The organism is Gordonia sp. Z-3 (genome assembly GCF_036233855.1).
Taxonomy (GTDB): domain Bacteria; phylum Actinomycetota; class Actinomycetes; order Mycobacteriales; family Mycobacteriaceae; genus Gordonia; species Gordonia tangerina.
The window spans coordinates 48,667-64,744 of the sequence record NZ_JAZARS010000002.1 but is presented as its reverse complement, the minus strand read 5'-3'; the positions used below and the strand labels follow the sequence as shown (position 1 = coordinate 64,744).

Here is a 16,078-nt window from a genome sequence, read left to right as displayed (position 1 = left end):
CGGCACAATGTAGCGAAGCCGACGGTGCGGGCGAACCCCGTCACAGGGCGAGCGTGCACATCGGCACGACCGGTCAGCCGAGCGGACTCAGTGCGTCGGACGTTGCCGCGAGTTTCCCCGATTCGTGATCGCGCAGCAACGATGCGACGGTTTCGGCGGAGTCTGTCTTGTTGGTGCCGATGAAGCCCGAGGGGCCGCGCTTGATCCACCCGGTCACGTACATGCCGGGGCGGGGCACACCGTCGTCTACGACGCGGCCGGCATCGTGCGGGATGACGCCGCGGACGTCGTCGAAAGGCAGGCCCGCGACGGCCACGCCGCGATATCCGATCGACGTGAGAATCAGCGATGTGTCGATCGATTCGGAGACGCCGGTGGGTTCGACGGCCCCGGAATCTCCGATGCGTGTGTGGTCGGTGACGAGGCCGCTGACGTGGCCGTCGGGGCCGAGGCGGACCGCCGACGGCGAACGGTGAAAGGCCAGCCGGATGCGAGGTCCGTCACCGGGTGGCCGACCGGCCACCTCTGCCAACACTTCCAGTTTCGCTCGCGTCGTCGCGTCGTCGACGACCAGGTCGGCCGCCGAGCCGAGATCGGCAGGGTCGAGGACCACGTTGACGCCGGTGTCGACCAACCCCACCAGCTCGGGCAGGGTGAACGCGGCGTGGGCGGCTCCGCGACGACCCAGCACCACCACTTCGTCGATCGCGGAGCGCCGCAGCGCCGCCAACGCGCGCCGCGAGATCGTGGTGTCCGCGAGAGACGCCGGATCGGCCGTGAGGATTCGGGCCACGTCCAGGGCGACGTTGCCGTTGCCGATCACCACGGCCCGTCGGCTGGAGAGGTCCACATCGAGATCGGCGTGATCGGGATGGCCGTTGTACCAGCCGACCAGCGCGGTTGCGCTCAGGACGCCTGGGGCGTCGGCATTCTCGATGTCGAGCCGCCGGTCGGTGGGCGCGCCGCCGGCCCAGATGACGGCCTGATGACGGCGCTGTAGTGCATCCAACCTGACGTCAGCCCCCACGGCGACGTTGAGCCGGATGTCGCAGCGCGGTTCGCGTGCGATGTCATCAAACAGTCTCATCACCGATCGCGTGGCGAGGTGGTCGGGTGCCACCCCGAAGCGGGCCAGGCCGAACGGGCGGTCCAGACGTTCGTAGATGGTCACCGAGACCTGTGGATGCCGCAGCAACTCGTCGGCCGCGTACATCGCCGACGGGCCGGAGCCCACGATGCCCACCGACAACGGCGCATCGACACTCAGTTGCCTCGGCTTGCTGATGGGGGCCAGCGGGAGTCGTTGCGCGGTGTCGACCGGGAAGCGGACGGCATCTGCGGCGGGCCCATCGAAGTGGGCGGCGTTGATGTCGGCGAACCGTGCCTGTTCATCGGGGAGTCGATGGCCGGGCACGATGGCGCTCACCGGACATGCGCTCACGCAGGCACCACAGTCGACGCACGTCGACGGATCGATGTAGAGCATCTCCGAAGTGCCGAACCCGGGCTCCTCGGGAGTGGGATGGATACAGTTCACCGGGCATGCGTAGACACACGAGGCATCTCCGCAGCACGCCTGTGTGACGACGTGAGGCATTTCGGTTCCGTTGCAGCAGTGGGCGGGTGCGGTATCAGGCCGCGGTGTAGGTGGGCTCGCTGCGGAACCGTGACGGGCGTCCGCCGATACCCAGCAGCTTCCACAACAGGCGCGAGACGGGGTTCATCAGCCCGCACTGCTCGCCGAGCATCCGGACATCGCCGAATACGTTTCGTAGGAACTGCTTTGACTCCGGTGACCGCCAGAAGATGTCACGCATCACCTCATTCGGGATGTCGAAACGCCGCTGGAACGACCTCGGCGGCACCACGATGGCACCGCACAGGATGCGCATGGTGAGCGGGAACATCAACGACAGCAGGAATCGCTGGACGCGACCCTTCTGCGGCACAGTCTCGCGCAGGAGGTGGTGCGCGAAGGAGATGTGGCGGGCCTCCTCAGCGACGTGCAGCTGCATCACCGCGGCCATGGTCGGATGCAGGTTGGCGCGCGTGCGTAGGAAATCTTTCTGGATGTGGTCGATCGGTTCCTCGCCGCCGAGCACACCGAAGAAGAACACCGTCGGGAAGATCGTCGACGCCAGAGGTACCAGCGGCGAGATCAGGCGATAACCGATCTTGGCGCCGGGCACGTCCATTCCGGAGCGGTTCACGAACTCCTGGAACATCAGGGTGTGATTGCACTCCTCCTTGGATTCGTGCGTGGTGTAGCGGAACTCCTTGGCGCCATTGGGCAATTTGAAGCTGTACTGCATGAGGCCGCGGATCAGAATCGATTCGAACTGCAGTCCGACCTTGGCGACATTGGCCTGTCGCCACATGCCGATCTCGATCTGCTTGTCGCGGGGTAGCTGCTGGTACCAGGGGTGTCGACCGACCGGGTCGACCTCGGCGGACAGAATCCAGCGCTCGTCATCGGGCACGATGGCCATCTCCGGGGAGTCCCAGTCGATATCGATGTAGGGGTCGAAATTCCGATGCACCGACGCGCTCGACAGGTCGTCGAGCACCTGTGTGTAGTCGTCTGCCGGCGCCTGGGGGGCCTCGGGGACGTAGGTGGCGCCGATGCGGTCGATGGCGTTCGTCATGATGGCTGCGGGTCCTTTGCGTGCTCAGAATCCTGCTGTCCGGGTCGGTTGACCAAGATCTCGACTCAGGTGGCCGAGAGCTCGGTCGATGGTTTCTGAACGTAGTTCGACGGCAGGTATATGTCAACATTCAATGTCGCAATTCGCAATGGCACTGCGTGCCGCACCGGCATCGGCGATGCTGCGACAGGATGGTCGGCATGGAGAAAATCCTGTTCGTGATCCTCGCGGTGCTCGGCATTGCCGCCGCGCACGTCATCGGCCCGCGGATTCGCGTGGCAGCGCCATTGCTGCTGGTCGTTGCCGGCGCCATCATTGGTGTGCTGCCGTTCGTGCCGGAAGTAGAGGTCGATCCGGAATGGATCCTGATTGGCGTGCTACCGCCACTGCTCTACTCGGCGGCGGTGTCCATGCCGACGATGGACTTCCGGCGAGACTTCGCGGCGATCAGTGCGATGTCGGTGGTGCTGGTGGTCATCAGTTCGGTGGTCTTGGGTGTCTTCTTCGACCAGATCATTCCCGGCGTGGATCTGGCCACCGGGATCGCGTTGGGGGCCATCGTCTCGCCGACCGACGCGGTCGCGACGTCGATCGCCAAACGACTGGGCGTGCCTGGTCGGGTGATCGCCATCTTGGAGGGTGAGAGCCTGCTCAACGACGCCACCGCACTTGTGCTGCTTCGGGCTGCGGTCGCGGCAACCGCTGCCGGTTTCTCGTTCGGTCACGTGGCCGTCAGCTTTCTCTGGGCGGTCATCGCCGCGGTGGCGATTGGTGCCGTAGTCGGTTGGGGAAACCTCTGGGTTCGGCGCCGGGTCGGTGACGCCACCGTCAACACCGCGATCTCGTTCACAGTGCCCTATCTGGCTTACCTGCCGGCCGAGGAGCTCGGGGCCTCCGGGCTCGTCGCGGCGGTCACCGCCGGCCTGATCACCGGTGCCGGCGCGGTCCGCTACCTCTCGCCCCGTCATCGGGTTTCGGACGCGCAGAATTGGCGAACGGTGGAGTTTCTGGCCGAAGGTGGGGTCTTTCTCTTGATGGGGTTGGAGTTGTGGGCTCTGTTGGTCGACGTCCGTAATGACCACGGCGGCATCGTCACAGCTGTCTGGATCGGGTTGTCCGCGCTGGCCATGACCGCGGTGGTGCGGGCGCTCTACGTGACCCCGCTGATCGTATGGCTCGACCGGGTCGCACGTCGACGTACGGCAATGCGGCCATATCTGGAGAACATGGACGCCTCCATTGTCGAGAAGTCCCGCCGGGCGGCCGCAGATGGCACCGGGGTCGCGGCCACCAGTGCCGAGCGGGGACGACGGCCCTCGCTACGGTTCGGTCGGGCAAAACGGAACCGGGCGAGAGCCGAACAGCTGTCGACGGCCGCATTCGCCGAGAACCCCGAATCGGCGCAGCGGGTGCGTGACCGGATCACCCGTGCAATGGCCGATATCGACTACTACACCGCCTCGCCGATGGGCCCCAAAGAAGGCGCGATCATCGTCTGGGCTGGGATGCGTGGTGTCGTGACCCTGGCGGCAGCGCAGACCCTCCCCGCCGACACTCCGTCGCGAGAACTGTTGGTGCTCATTGCGTTCGTGGTCGCTGCGGCCTCGCTGATCGCGCAGGGTGGAACTCTCGGTTGGCTGATCCGGGTGCTGCGGTTGGCTGATGTGTCCGACGACCGCGCGGCCGAACGCACTCGTCTGCATGCCGAGCTGTCGCGCACGGCGTCGGAAACCCTCGCTGGATCCGATGTCGCGGCACGCTTTCCCTGGATTCGTGAACGGATCGAGAAGATGGAACGCCAGGCCGATGCCGACGACACCGTGATCGGCACCAACCTGGCATTCCGGGCCGCGTTCGAGCAGACCCGCCGCGAGGTCATCGACGCTCAGCGGGAAACCCTCATGCGTATGCGGTCGACCGGCACCTACCACTCCAACCTGCTGAGTCACGAACTGGCGCAACTCGACGCGGAGGAGATCAGTCTGGACATGCGCGTCGACGACGATTGAGCTCGCAGTCAGCGTCGGGTGTCGTAGGGCAGTAGGGCCATTTCCCGGGCATTGCGGATCGCGGTGGCGACCTGGCGCTGTTGTTGGGGGGTCAGGCCGGTCACCCGGCGGCTGCGGATGCGTCCTTTGTCGGACAGGAACTGTCGGAGCAGGGCCACATCCTTGTAGTCGACGGGGTTGTTGCCGTCGACATGGATGCCGTGACCGTGCAACAGATTGCGCGCGCGTTTCGTCGGGATGTCTCGGGACGGTCGAGTTGGTTTGCGGGCCACTGTGTTACCTCGGGTTCGAATGGGTGATCACCAGCTGGACTTCTGGATGCCGGGGAGTTCGCCCCGGTGGGCGAGTTCGCGGAAGCGCACCCGGGAGAGCCCGGCCTTGCCGATGTAGCCGCGGGGGCGTCCGTCGACGGCATCGCGGTTGCGCAGCCGCGTCGGACTCGCATCGCGGGGTAGTCGCTGCAACCGGCGCTGGGCGTCTCCCCGTTGCCGGGGGGACGACGTCGACGCGGCGATGGTCCGTTTGAGCTCGGCGCGGGTCTGCGCATACCGGGCGACGATCTCGCGCCGTTGTCGGTCGCGGACGATCTTGGACTTCTTGGCCATCAGCGGTCCTCTCGGAAGTCGACGTGCTTGCGCACGACTGGGTCGTACTTGCGCAACACCATCCGGTCGGGGTCGTTGCGCCGGTTCTTGCGCGTGACGTAGGTGTAGCCGGTGCCGGCCGTCGACCGCAGCTTGATGATCGGTCGGATCTCGTTGCGGGCCATCAGATCTTCTCTCCGCGCGCACGGATCGTCGCGAGAACCGACTCGATTCCGACCTTGTCGATGGTCTTGATTCCCTTGGCGCTCACGCGCAGGGTCACGTAGCGGCCCTCGCCGGGCACGTAGTAGCGCCGGCGCTGGATATTGGGGTTCCACCGCCGCGACGTGCGGACGTGCGAATGTGACACCTGTTTGCCGAACCCGGGTTCGCGGCCGGTCACCTGACAGCGTTGGGACATTGAGGTGCTCCTCTCGTGCTATTGGAAATGATTGGCGTTTGTGTGGCTGTCACGGTACCGTCGGTCTCGACTAAATGGAAATTGTTGTCAAGAAGGTGGTAGACGGTGAACGACGGAGGACCGGCTCGGCGACGTGGCGCGCCATCGACGACCGACGAGCGGACGCCGATCGTGCTCGTGACGGGGCTTGAGGCGGCGGCGGTATCGCGGGTCGGGGATGCTCTCACGGGTGAGATGAGTTTGGATACCGCAGGGACCGTCCTGGTGCATCACGACTTCTCGCACGTCGCTGACGGCAGGGTGGCTCGGCTCATGAGCTGGGTTGACCCGGATGGGCGGCGACGCGAACGGACAATCGGCGTCGAACTCGCCCACGGATGCGTGCCTTGCACGCTTCGTGAGGATCTGCTCCCGCTGTTGCGCAGGCTCCATCGACGTTCGTCGGTGCGCCGGATCGTGTTGACCCTGGATCCGATCCTCGAACCCGAGCGCATCGCCTGGGCGATCGACGAGGTCGTGGTCGAGTCAATGCCCGGCTTCGTCGACGGTCCGGCATCGCGTGATGTCCGGATCGAGGCGACGATAACCTGCGTCGCGGAGCAGGATTGGCTCGAGTCGGCAACCGGCGACAACACTCTCGCCGAGGCCGGGTTCGGTCATGTCGACGACGACCGCACACTGGCGCAGGTGGCAGTCGGCCAGGTGGCATTTGCCGACGCGCTCGTGGTGGCGGGCTGCGATCCCGCTATGCGGGACGCGTGGGAGTCCGCGCGGTTGACCGCTGTGCTGAAGCGACTCGCCCCGAACGCGCCCATCATGATCGAGTTGCCGCAGCGTCCGGTGACGACGATTCTCGTGGAGCGCCTGCTCGCCGCGGTGGCGCCGATGTCGCGCCGGGGCCGTGTGGACGCCCCGCACGACCCGTTGTTGCGCGGCGAGCCGCCACTGGACGCCGACTGCGGCGTGTCCTGGGTGGAATTCCACTCCGAACGGCCCATGCACCCGGGGCGACTGCACGATGCCATCGACGCCCTGCTCGACGGGGTGGTGACCGCACGCGGCAGGCTGTGGATCGCGACCCAGCCCGCAGAGGCCCTATGGCTCGAGTCGGCCGGTGGTGCCCTGCAGGTTGCCCGCGGTGGCGCATGGCTTGCCGCGATGGACGAGTCGGAGGTCGACCGGGAGCCGGCGGAACGGCGCGCGATGGCGGCCCTGCGGTGGGACGAGCGCTACGGCGATCGGCACACATCTCTGGTGGCCCTGGTTCATCGCGCAGACGCATCCGAAATCCAGGACGCACTGCGGGATGCGTGTCTGAACGAAGTCGAATTCGCCGCCGGACAGGAGTTCTGGGCGACCCTCGACGATCCGTTCGGCGGATTTCATACCGATCCCTGCGACGATCTCGATCTGTCCGACACCGAGACCGTCGACGCCGTGTCGATCACCGACAACACCGACCAACGAGAGGCCTGACCGATGAAACGAGACATCCACCCCGACTACCATCCCGTCGTCGTCCGCGATGCGTCCACGGGTTCGCAGTTCCTCACCCGATCGACTGCCACGTCCGACGATCACGTCGAGTGGACCGACGGCAACACCTATCCGCGCATCACCGTCGACGTGACCAGCGAATCGCATCCGTTCTACACCGGCGTGGCACGCGTACGCGATGTGGCCGGCCGAGTAGAGAAGTTCAACCGGCGCTACCCGAGGTACGGTCGCTGACGCCGGCTGGAGAGGCGTCCTGTCGAAGCGTCGAAGCGGATCTGGTCACGAGGTGATCAGCGGGCCCACCCCGGACAAGAAGAAGATGAACATCGCCAGCAGGAACCACGCGGCGCCCTGCCAGATCTGCCACCGTCCACCGGAGCGCCAACTTCGATAGGTGCGCCACAACGCGGTCAGCGCACCGATCAGCACCACGATCGGCGCGAGCACGATCAGTGCGGTCTCGGCGGTGCCGTCGGTGGCACCGGCGACCGTCGCCACGATCAGTGCGATCACCAGTGTCGCGACACCGTGCACGATGGCCGAACGCACCTCGTTTCCGCGCGGTGCCGGTCCGGTCCGCCCGAAGTCGTTGGGTGTCGCACGGTTTTCGTCGGTCTTCGACGGTGCGCCCGGTGTCCCCCGCTCGCGGTGTAGTTGCTCATGGTTGGTCATCGCTCACCTCAACTCCACCCTACGCGGTCGATGAAACCTCCTGTGACCGGGACTTTCTGCCCTTTGCTCGAACGGCCGCGCAGGGGCAGGATGACAGAGGAGGACCTTGGTGGACACGAGTGAGGAGTGGACCGAAATGAGCGCGATTCTCGTCGGTGTGGACGGATCGGATGCCTCGGACGCCGCCGTCCGGTGGGCTGCGAAGGCGGCCGTGACCGAAGGCGTGGAACTGAAGCTGGTCGGTGTCTACGACATCAGCACCAGCAACTACGCACCGGGTCTGATCATCCCGCAAGACGTCGTCGACGCGATCCGACAGGACGCCACCGACGCGGTACACGCCGCCGCCGAGCTGGCCAAGCAGACGGCTCCAGAGGTGACCCTGCACACCTCGACCGCCGAAGGTGACGCCGCGCGTGTGCTGCTCGAGCTCGGGAAGGATGCCGGCACCATCGTGCTCGGTACTCGCGGATTGGGCTCGATCAAGGGCTTGTTCCTGGGGTCGGTCAGCGTCAGTGTCGCCGCACACTTCCACGGTCGCGTCGTCGTGGTTGCCGGTGCGGGCGGGGACGGGCCGGTTGTGGTGGGTGTCGACGATTCGCCGGTCAGCGATGTGGCGGTGGCCGAAGCCTTTCGGCAGGCCGCGCTGCGCAACACCAAGCTCGTGGCCGTGCACACCTGGACTCCCCTCGACGTGGACGCCCTGCACGGCTACGGCATCGAGCCCGCCGAGGTCACTCGGATGTCGGGCGAAGCGGTCGAGGCCGTCGCCGAACGCCTCGCCGGCTACTCGGCCGACCATCCCGACGTCGTCGTCGAACGGGTGGTGATTCCGGAGGAACCGGCCAAGGCCGTGCTCGATGCGGCCGGCGATGCGCAACTGATCGTGGTCGGGAGCAGAGGCCGCGGCGGCTTCACCGGGCTGCTGCTGGGCTCGACCAGCCAGAAGATCCTGCACCAGGCCGAGTGCCCGGTGATGGTCGTGCGGGAGTGATCTCACCTCTAGGGCGCCGCATACCGGACGCTCTCGGGTTCGGTGGGTGTCGACCTACCATGGTGGCGTGTCGCTGAAGAAGCTGGAGCTGTCGGTGGGAGAGCTGGCGCAGCGGGCCGGCATCGCGCCGTCGGCGGTGCGCTTCTACGAGGACCAGGGACTGATCTTCAGTCGACGGACCTCGGGAAACCAGCGCCGGTACCATCGTGCGATGCTGCGCCGCGTCGCCTTCATCCGTGCCTCGCAGACCGCCGGCATCCCGTTGGCCGTGATCGCCGATGTGCTCGGCGAACTCGGTGACCACGAGTCGCCGCCGAAGTCGATGTGGGAGGCCGCCTCCAAACGATGGATCGACGACATCAACAACCGCATCGCCCTGCTGGAGAACATGCGCGACATGATCGGCTCCTGCGTGGGATGCGGTTGTCTGTCGCTGGGGGAGTGCCATCTGCTCAACCCCGGCGACGAGATGAACAAACTCGGTCCCGGACCGCGGCGGCTGATACGTGACTGAGTGGTCCTGAGCGCCGACGATGATCGATGCCGCCGGGCATCGTGACGTCGCGGGTCGATAGTGTCGTGATCATCATGGCCCCAGATATCGACACGACAAGACCGGCATCGTGAGACAGATCCCCCGCGGAATCTGGGTTCTGCTGGCCGCCAACGTCGTCATCGCACTCGGATACGGCCTCATCGCGCCGGCACTGCCGGCATTCGCGCGCAGCTTCAACGTCAGCTTCACCGCGGCATCGGCGGTCGTCTCCGCATTCGCGGTCATGCGGTTGCTGTTCGCCCCCACCACCGGTCGCCTCGTCACCGTCTTCGGCGAGCGTCGGATCTATCTCATCGGACTGCTCATCGTCGCGGGTAGCACGTTCGCATGTGCTTTTGCGCAGGGCTATTGGCAACTGCTGCTGTTCCGCGCGGCCGGCGGGGTCGGTTCCACCATGTTCACGGTGTCGGCAATGGCGCTGCTGATCCGGATGGCGCCCGGCGAGATCCGTGGACGAGTATCAGGGTACTTCTCGGCCGGATTCCTGATCGGAAACATCACCGGTCCGCTGATCGGCAGCGCCCTGGTCAATTTCGGTCTACGGATGCCGTTCGTCGTGTATTCGATCGCCCTGATGATCGCGGCGGCGGTGGTGGCCACCCAGTTGCGTGACCAGGGTGGGCGACCCGACCCGTCGTCGGCTCCGAGCGCCGGCGTCATCGCATTTCGGACCGCACTGCGCAACAGCACCTACCGGGCCGTCCTCGCGTCGAACTTCGCGCAGGGATGGGCGTCGATGGGGGTTCGGGTCGCGGTGGTGCCGTTGTTCATCACCGACGGACTCGACGAGGGAGCCGCGATGGCCGGGGTGGCGCTGGCCGTCTATGCGGTCGGCAACGTCGCCGCCATCGTCGTGGCCGGACGACTGTCGGACACCTTCGGTCGGCGGCCGGTGATGCTGCCCGGCCTCGCCATCGCCACGATCGCCACCGGTGCGCTCGGCCTGTCGCCCAATCTGTTGGTGGCGCTGGGACTCTGTCTTGTCGCCGGCGTCGGCTCCGGCCTGTTCGCACCGACACATCAGGCGGCGCTGGCCGACGTGTTGGGCAATCGGCAGCAGGGCGGGTCGGCATTGGCGGCCTACGGTATGTCCTCGGATCTCGGCGCGGTGAGCGGACCCGTGGTGGCCGGTTTCGTCGCCGACCGCGCCGGATTCGGCCCGGCATTTCTGTTGACCGGTATCGTGACGGCGGTGGCGTTCGTCCTGTGGTCGTTCGCCGGCGAGACCGCCCCCGCGGTGGTGGGCAGCGGCCCACACCTGACCGAGGTGGAACGCGACCCGAACGATCCCTAATCCGGGTGAGATCGCCGGTGACGAACTACCGTTGAGCCATGAGTGCCATGGCAGCCGACTACTCGCTGGGATCGCGGTCCGAGGTCGGCAGGCTGCGTGCGGTGATGCTGCATCGTCCGGGCGACGAACTGCTCCGGCTCACCCCGCGTAACAACGATCAGTTGCTCTTCGACGGACTGCCCTGGGTGGCGCGGGCTCAGGAAGAACACGATGCCTTCGCCGACGTGCTGCGGGCCAACGGCGTCGACGTCCACCTGCTGGGTGACCTGCTGACCGAGACGATCGGACACAGTGGCGCCGCGCGCATTCAGGGCATCAGTTCGGCGGTCAGTCCGCGCCGTCTGGGGACACATCTCGCCGAGGACCTCGCTGCTCACCTACGGGGTCTGCCGGCGGCCGAACTCGCGCATGTGCTGACGGCCGGGATGACCTTCGACGAGTTGCCGGTGACCCCGGCGGCTGCGTCGTCGTCGTTGGTTCGACGGATGCACCACGGCCCCGAATTCGCGATCGAACCGTTGCCGAATCTGTTGTTCACCCGGGACAGCTCGTTCTGGATCGGTCCGCGTTTCGCGATCACCTCGCTGGCACTTCCTGCGCGGGTGCGGGAGACGTCGTTGACCGACATCATCTACGCCCATCATCCGCGGTTCCGGGGCGCGCGCCGCGCCTACGAGTCGCAGGTCGCGCCCGTCGAAGGTGGCGACGTGCTGTTGCTCGCACCAGGAGTGGTGGCGGTTGGGGTGGGGGAGCGAACCACCCCGGCCGGCGCGGAAGCGCTGGCCCGCAGTCTCTTCGACGACGAGTTGGCGCACACCGTGCTGGCGGTCCCGATCGAACAGGCCCGTGCGTTCATGCATCTCGACACGGTGTGCACCATGGTCGATGTCGACGCGGTGGTGATGTATCCGAACATCGCCGAGACGATGTCGGCGTTCACGATCCGATCGGTCGGCGACGTGGTGAGCGTGTCCGGGCCCCGACCCTTCGTGGACGCGGCGGCCGAGGCGATGGGAATCGAGAAGCTGCGGGTCATCGACACCGGGCTCGACCCGGTGACCGCCGAACGCGAACAATGGGATGACGGTAACAACACGCTGGCGCTGAGCCCGGGTGTCGTGGTGTCCTACAACAGGAACGTGGAAACCAACCGCCGCCTGCGGGATTCGGGGATCCAGGTGTTCGAGATCGAGGGCCGTGAGCTCGGGTCGGGCCGCGGTGGACCGCGGTGTATGTCGTGTCCGCTGGCCCGCGACGAGCTGGGCGGGACCTGACGATGGATCTGGGTGAGAGTCTCACGATCGATCCCGACGGTGGCCCGCCGTTCGAACAGGTGCGCAGCGGCATCATCGAACTCATCCGGCGCGGCGACCTCCTGGTGGGGCAACGCATCCCGACCGTCCGTCGGTTGGCGGCCGATCTCGATCTGGCGCCCAACACGGTGGCCAAGAGCTACCGCGAACTGGAGTCCGCCGGGGTCATCGAGACCCGTGGTCGGCACGGTTCGTTCATCAAGGCCGGACAGGACACCGCCCGCGACCGGGCCCAACAGGCGACCGTGGACCATGTCGCAGCCTTGCGGCAACTGGGTATCGACGACGACGCCATCGTGGCCCTGGTGCGTCAGGTCGTCAACGGGTGACCCAGTGGCCCCGTCGGTAAACAGCACCACTCAGCCCCAGCTGGGCAACCAGATCTGCTGTTGCCACTGCGCCGGCGAGATGGGACTGGCCGTGAGGATCGGCCACAGCCAGATGAAGTTGACCACCACCAGTGCCACGTAGACGGCGACGACGAGCACCGCCAGGGTGCGGCGTTCGGGGCGCCATCGGGCCGTTCGTCCTGCGGTGCGGAGCAGGTCGCCGCAGGCCAGTGCCAGCCCCATCGCCAGGAATGGTGCCATCACCGTTGCGTAGAAGAAGTACATCTGGCGGTCGAGGTCGGCGAACCACGGCAGTAGTCCGGCCAGGTAGCCGGTGAGTACCGCCGCATATCGCCAGTCGCGGCGCACGATCCATGACCACAACCCCCACAGCACCATCGGCAGGGCCAACCACCACATCGCGGGCGACCCGATCAGCATCTGCGCGCGGACGCACTCGCCTGCCCCGCACTGGTCGGGGCCGTTCTCGATGGCGTACAGCATCGGCCGCAAACTCATCGGCCAGGTCCACGGCTTGGATTCCCACGGGTGGTGGTTTCCCGCCGAGTTGGTGAGGCCGGCGTGGAACTGCAGGATGCCCGATTCGTAGAACCAGAACGAGCGCCACGCGCCCGGTACCCAGGAGAACGAGCCGCCGACCCCGATCTGATTGCCCACCTCGTATCGGTAGACCGCGGTCTCACTGTTGAACCAGGGTATGAAGGTGACAAAGTACAGGACGACGGGCAGCACTGCGAGACTCATCCCGGCCGGGAACAGATCGCGCCGCAGTACCCCGAGCCAGGGGCGTCGTACGTGATAGGCCTTGCGCGCTGCCACGTCGAAACCGACTGCGAGGAGTGCGAAGAACACCACGAAGTACGCGCCCGACCACTTGGTACCGCAGGCCAGGCCGAGCATGACCCCGGCGGTGAAGCGGTACCAGCGAAACCCCAGCCGGGGGCCGAACGCGCTGTCGGTGATCCGGCCCTCAACGTAAACCCGATGCATCCGGGCTCGGACCTGATCACGGTCGGCGATCAGCGCGGTGAACGCCGCCACCAGGAACGCCGCCTGGAAGATGTCGAGCATCCCCATCCGGGACTGGACGAACAGCACGCCGTCGCAGATGGCGAACACCCCGGCGATGGCGCCGACCAGCGTCGAGCGCGTCATACGGCGAACCGTGCAGTAGATCATCACCACGATGGCGATGCCGGCGACAGCCGGGGCGATCCGCCAGCCCACGGGCCCGTAGCCGAACATCGCCTCACCGGCCGCTAGCAACCATTTGCCCACCGGGGGATGGACGACGAGCCCATAGGCCGGGTTGTCCTCGATCCAGTTGCCGCCGGTCAGTACCTGCCAGGCCTGGGGGACATAGTGTTTCTCGTCGAAGACCGGTGTGCCCTGATCGGTCGGCCGGGCCAGCCCCCAGAGTCGGGTGATGGTGGCCACGGCCGCGATCACCACCCCGACCAGCAGACCGCGCCGGCGGTCGGGGGCCCCGAACACCGGGGTCGGGATCGACGGGCCGGGCGCGGTGCCCAGGTCCTCGGCCCGGCCGTGGTCGACAGGTGCGGGGAGGTCGCCGTCGGTCGGTGAGTCTCGGTCGAGGACGGCGGAGTCGGTCACCCGATCGATCGTAGTGGTCCCTCGTAAGCTGACTGATGATGAATGCAGGACGACACCCGGCCGGCGCACCGACACCACACCCATCCGACGACGATGAGGGCTGCCTGTTGTTGGCGGCGACTCCGATGGGGCAGGTCGAGGACGCCTCGCCGCGACTTCGCGCCGCGCTGGCGTCGGCCGACATCGTGGCCGCGGAGGACACCCGCCGGGCCCGGGCGCTGGCCAACGCGCTGGAGGTGTCGATCGGCGGCAAATTGGTGAGCTACTACGACCAGGTGGAGGCCTCCCGCACGCCCGGGCTGGTCGGCGCTGTCTCCGAGGGGGCGACAGTGCTGCTGATCACCGACGCGGGCATGCCCTCGGTGAGCGATCCCGGCTACCGCATCGTCGCCGCATGCGCGCAGGCCGGGCTTCGGGTCACCTGCCTACCGGGGCCGTCGGCGGTGACGACGGCGTTGGCAGTGTCGGCGCTGCCGTCGGAGCGCTTTTGCTTCGACGGTTTCGCGCCCCGACGCCCGGGTGCGCGGCTTGACTGGCTCGCCGGCCTCGCCGACCAGCCTCGCACGACCGTCTTCTTCGACTCACCCCATCGGCTCGCCGACACCCTGGCCGACGCGGTCGACGTGCTGGGACCCGATCGCCGCGCCGCGGTGTGCCGGGAATTGACCAAGACTTACGAGGAGATCCGCCGCGGCACACTGGCCGAACTCGCGCAGTGGGCATCCGACGGCGTGCGCGGGGAGATCACCGTGGTCGTCGAGGGAGCCATCGCGCGGGCGCCCGACGCCACCGAACTGGTCGACGAGGTCGAGCGCCTCGTGGCCGGCGGCATGCGCCTCAAGGATGCGTGTGCGCAGGTGACCCACGCCGGCGGTGCTTCCCGACGTGAGGTGTACCAGGCGGTGCTGGAGCGGCGTCGGCAGGAGCCCGATCGATGACGGCGCCCTGGTCGGGTTGGTCGGTCGCGACGTGCAGGGTGACCCCGGGTGCGAGTCGGTAAGGCCGGCTGGTGATGAGGGCTCCAACCGCACGGCGCAACCGGGACATCTCGGCGCGCACCGTCACCGTGTGGCCGGTGTCGCCGAATATCAGTCGGCTCAGTCGGGCCGAAGTGAGACCCGAATCAGCGGCCTCGGCCAGCAGGAGCAGGATCTGCGCGTGACGTCGGGTCAACACCGTGCGCCACTCGTCGCCGTCACCTTCGACGGTCAGCGACGGTTCCCCACGCAGGTCGAGTGAGGCCACGATCGGGTTCGCCGGACCGACGCGGCGCAACAGCCACCCGGTGCCGACCGGCTGGGCGATGCAGCTCCCGATGCCGGGGACGAATTGCGGCACGTCCTCCGACGGTGCCGCGACGGCCGCAGGGGAACTGCAGCCCCGGCTGTCGGCGACCCATCCATCGCGATCGACCAGCAGAGCGGGCCCGCGGATTCCGGCGAGGCTCGCTCCGGCGCTCCGGCGCAGTTCCGCGAGCGAACGGGCGTGGGCGGCGGCGATCTCGTGTTCACCCAGCGCAGCGAGACTGGTGGCGAAGGCGGTGGAGGACGGCTGAACTGCGGTCGCCGGCCCGGCCAAGCCGACGATGCCGGTCAAGACCCCGGTCCGGGGGTCGTGGACAGGGGCCGCGGCACAGTACAGCGACTGCAGCGCGTGGTTGTAGTGTTCGGTGCCGACCACCCGGATCGAGCGGTGTTCGGTCATCACCAACGAGACGGCGGTGGTGGCGGTGGACTGCTCGTCCCACCGGCTGCCCTCCACCAACTCCAGGGTGTCGGCGACGTCGAGCCAGCGTTGGGTTCCGCCGCGCCACAGCAACACTCCATCGGCGTCGAACACCCCCATCATCAGTTCGGAGTCGTCGGCGCTGTCGGCAAAGATCTGCTGCAGCCGTTCGACCCCGACAGCCAACGGATTGGCCGCCTGTCGGATCTCGACGTCGGAAGTCTCGAGATGGACCGGAGCATGCTGATCTGCCCGCGCGCCGGCCGCACTGACACGCCGCCAGGACGCTGCCACTCCGGTACGTTCGGTCGGCACCGGCAATTCGGCAGTGACCTCTATCGCTGATTCATCACCCCGACCGCGAGCCGACCCCGTACCTCCCGTACCGGGAAGTATGGAACCTC

The 16,078-nt window shown here is 67.0% G+C and carries 18 protein-coding genes; 9 read left to right on the top strand and 9 right to left on the bottom strand.

Annotated elements, in window-relative coordinates:
- Positions 1–73 precede the first annotated feature (73 nt).
- The gene (locus VX037_RS02275) at positions 74–1,597 is read right to left on the bottom strand and encodes a 4Fe-4S binding protein (RefSeq protein ID WP_328713063.1); all 1,524 of its coding nucleotides are present in this window, start codon (positions 1,595–1,597) and stop codon (positions 74–76) included.
- A gap of 34 nt (positions 1,598–1,631) precedes the next feature.
- Positions 1,632–2,645, bottom strand: coding sequence for an AurF N-oxygenase family protein (locus tag VX037_RS02270; protein ID WP_287015550.1), 1,014 nt, complete (start codon positions 2,643–2,645; stop codon positions 1,632–1,634).
- A 200-nt stretch (positions 2,646–2,845) separates the two neighbouring features.
- Between VX037_RS02270 and VX037_RS02265 the strand changes: the two genes are divergently transcribed.
- Positions 2,846–4,654 carry a cation:proton antiporter gene (locus VX037_RS02265; protein WP_266059750.1) on the top strand — a complete coding sequence of 603 codons (1,809 nt, stop codon included), beginning with the start codon at positions 2,846–2,848 and terminating at the stop codon, positions 4,652–4,654.
- A gap of 8 nt (positions 4,655–4,662) precedes the next feature.
- Here VX037_RS02265 and rpsR read toward each other — a convergent pair whose 3' ends face one another.
- Genes rpsR through rpmB form a run of 4 tightly spaced genes read right to left on the bottom strand, consistent with a single transcriptional unit; the run spans position 4,663 to position 5,659 of the window.
- On the bottom strand, positions 4,663–4,926 hold the full coding sequence (gene rpsR / locus VX037_RS02260; RefSeq protein WP_372475271.1) for a 30S ribosomal protein S18: 264 nt from the start codon (positions 4,924–4,926) through the stop codon (positions 4,663–4,665).
- A gap of 27 nt (positions 4,927–4,953) precedes the next feature.
- On the bottom strand, positions 4,954–5,259 hold the full coding sequence (rpsN, locus tag VX037_RS02255) for a 30S ribosomal protein S14 (RefSeq protein WP_235725295.1): 306 nt from the start codon (positions 5,257–5,259) through the stop codon (positions 4,954–4,956).
- On the bottom strand, positions 5,259–5,423 hold the full coding sequence (rpmG, locus tag VX037_RS02250; RefSeq protein ID WP_235725296.1) for a 50S ribosomal protein L33: 165 nt from the start codon (positions 5,421–5,423) through the stop codon (positions 5,259–5,261). Before rpmG ends, rpsN begins: the two co-directional genes overlap by 1 nt.
- Entirely contained in the window at positions 5,423–5,659 is a 237-nt protein-coding gene (gene rpmB / locus VX037_RS02245) for a 50S ribosomal protein L28 (protein WP_235725297.1), read from the bottom strand. The genes rpmG and rpmB overlap by 1 nt, the downstream gene beginning before the upstream one ends.
- A gap of 168 nt (positions 5,660–5,827) precedes the next feature.
- Here rpmB and mrf point away from each other — a divergent pair, with 168 nt between their 5' ends.
- Together mrf and VX037_RS02235 are read left to right on the top strand one after the other, a co-directional pair.
- The gene (mrf, locus tag VX037_RS02240; protein ID WP_442903633.1) at positions 5,828–7,135 is read left to right on the top strand and encodes a ribosome hibernation factor-recruiting GTPase MRF; all 1,308 of its coding nucleotides are present in this window, start codon (positions 5,828–5,830) and stop codon (positions 7,133–7,135) included.
- 3 nt (positions 7,136–7,138) lie between these two features.
- A complete protein-coding gene (locus VX037_RS02235) occupies positions 7,139–7,390 on the top strand; it encodes a type B 50S ribosomal protein L31 (protein WP_287015545.1) in 252 nt (83 codons plus the stop codon).
- Positions 7,391–7,435: 45 nt separating this feature from the next.
- Here the strand turns inward: VX037_RS02235 and VX037_RS02230 are convergent, their stop codons facing one another.
- Positions 7,436–7,828 (bottom strand): hypothetical protein, encoded by a 393-nt coding sequence (locus VX037_RS02230; RefSeq protein ID WP_287015544.1) that lies wholly within the window; start codon positions 7,826–7,828, stop codon positions 7,436–7,438.
- A 136-nt stretch (positions 7,829–7,964) separates the two neighbouring features.
- Here VX037_RS02230 and VX037_RS02225 point away from each other — a divergent pair, with 136 nt between their 5' ends.
- The 5 genes from VX037_RS02225 to VX037_RS02205 all read left to right on the top strand — a co-directional run bounded on the left by VX037_RS02225 (position 7,965) and on the right by VX037_RS02205 (position 12,314).
- Positions 7,965–8,822 carry a universal stress protein gene (locus VX037_RS02225; protein ID WP_287015580.1) on the top strand — a complete coding sequence of 286 codons (858 nt, stop codon included), beginning with the start codon at positions 7,965–7,967 and terminating at the stop codon, positions 8,820–8,822.
- Between the two features lie 67 nt (positions 8,823–8,889).
- A complete protein-coding gene (gene soxR, locus VX037_RS02220) occupies positions 8,890–9,336 on the top strand; it encodes a redox-sensitive transcriptional activator SoxR (RefSeq protein WP_266059742.1) in 447 nt (148 codons plus the stop codon).
- A 109-nt stretch (positions 9,337–9,445) separates the two neighbouring features.
- Positions 9,446–10,672, top strand: coding sequence for an MFS transporter (locus VX037_RS02215; protein WP_266059741.1), 1,227 nt, complete (start codon positions 9,446–9,448; stop codon positions 10,670–10,672).
- Between the two features lie 38 nt (positions 10,673–10,710).
- Positions 10,711–11,946, top strand: a complete 1,236-nt coding sequence (locus tag VX037_RS02210) for an arginine deiminase (RefSeq protein WP_328713060.1) — start codon at positions 10,711–10,713, stop codon at positions 11,944–11,946.
- 2 nt (positions 11,947–11,948) lie between these two features.
- Positions 11,949–12,314, top strand: a complete 366-nt coding sequence (locus tag VX037_RS02205) for a GntR family transcriptional regulator (RefSeq protein WP_235725305.1) — start codon at positions 11,949–11,951, stop codon at positions 12,312–12,314.
- A 30-nt stretch (positions 12,315–12,344) separates the two neighbouring features.
- Here VX037_RS02205 and VX037_RS02200 read toward each other — a convergent pair whose 3' ends face one another.
- Positions 12,345–13,949 (bottom strand): dolichyl-phosphate-mannose--protein mannosyltransferase, encoded by a 1,605-nt coding sequence (locus VX037_RS02200; protein ID WP_372475275.1) that lies wholly within the window; start codon positions 13,947–13,949, stop codon positions 12,345–12,347.
- Between the two features lie 38 nt (positions 13,950–13,987).
- Here VX037_RS02200 and rsmI point away from each other — a divergent pair, with 38 nt between their 5' ends.
- Positions 13,988–14,887 (top strand): 16S rRNA (cytidine(1402)-2'-O)-methyltransferase, encoded by a 900-nt coding sequence (gene rsmI / locus VX037_RS02195; RefSeq protein ID WP_287015542.1) that lies wholly within the window; start codon positions 13,988–13,990, stop codon positions 14,885–14,887.
- On the opposite strand, the gene VX037_RS02190 is transcribed toward rsmI, so the two are convergent.
- Complete coding sequence (locus VX037_RS02190; protein ID WP_287015541.1) at positions 14,787–15,968, bottom strand: helix-turn-helix domain-containing protein; 1,182 nt, start codon at positions 15,966–15,968, stop codon at positions 14,787–14,789. The two genes, rsmI and VX037_RS02190, sit on opposite strands and share 101 nt — an antisense overlap.
- Positions 15,969–16,078 lie beyond the last annotated feature (110 nt).

Bases quoted from the DNA above. Each gene is read 5' to 3' on its own strand.
- VX037_RS02275 (WP_328713063.1), bottom strand. From the start codon at position 1,597: ATGCCTCACGTCGTCACACAGGCGTGCTGCGGAGATGCCTCGTGTGTC.
- VX037_RS02270 (WP_287015550.1), bottom strand. From the start codon at position 2,645: ATGACGAACGCCATCGACCGCATCGGCGCCACCTACGTCCCCGAGGCC.
- VX037_RS02265 (WP_266059750.1), top strand. From the start codon at position 2,846: ATGGAGAAAATCCTGTTCGTGATCCTCGCGGTGCTCGGCATTGCCGCC.
- rpsN (WP_235725295.1), bottom strand. From the start codon at position 5,259: ATGGCCAAGAAGTCCAAGATCGTCCGCGACCGACAACGGCGCGAGATC.
- rpmG (WP_235725296.1), bottom strand. From the start codon at position 5,423: ATGGCCCGCAACGAGATCCGACCGATCATCAAGCTGCGGTCGACGGCC.
- rpmB (WP_235725297.1), bottom strand. From the start codon at position 5,659: ATGTCCCAACGCTGTCAGGTGACCGGCCGCGAACCCGGGTTCGGCAAA.
- VX037_RS02235 (WP_287015545.1), top strand. From the start codon at position 7,139: ATGAAACGAGACATCCACCCCGACTACCATCCCGTCGTCGTCCGCGAT.
- VX037_RS02230 (WP_287015544.1), bottom strand. From the start codon at position 7,828: ATGACCAACCATGAGCAACTACACCGCGAGCGGGGGACACCGGGCGCA.
- VX037_RS02225 (WP_287015580.1), top strand. From the start codon at position 7,965: ATGAGCGCGATTCTCGTCGGTGTGGACGGATCGGATGCCTCGGACGCC.
- VX037_RS02210 (WP_328713060.1), top strand. From the start codon at position 10,711: ATGAGTGCCATGGCAGCCGACTACTCGCTGGGATCGCGGTCCGAGGTC.
- VX037_RS02205 (WP_235725305.1), top strand. From the start codon at position 11,949: ATGGATCTGGGTGAGAGTCTCACGATCGATCCCGACGGTGGCCCGCCG.
- rsmI (WP_287015542.1), top strand. From the start codon at position 13,988: ATGAATGCAGGACGACACCCGGCCGGCGCACCGACACCACACCCATCC.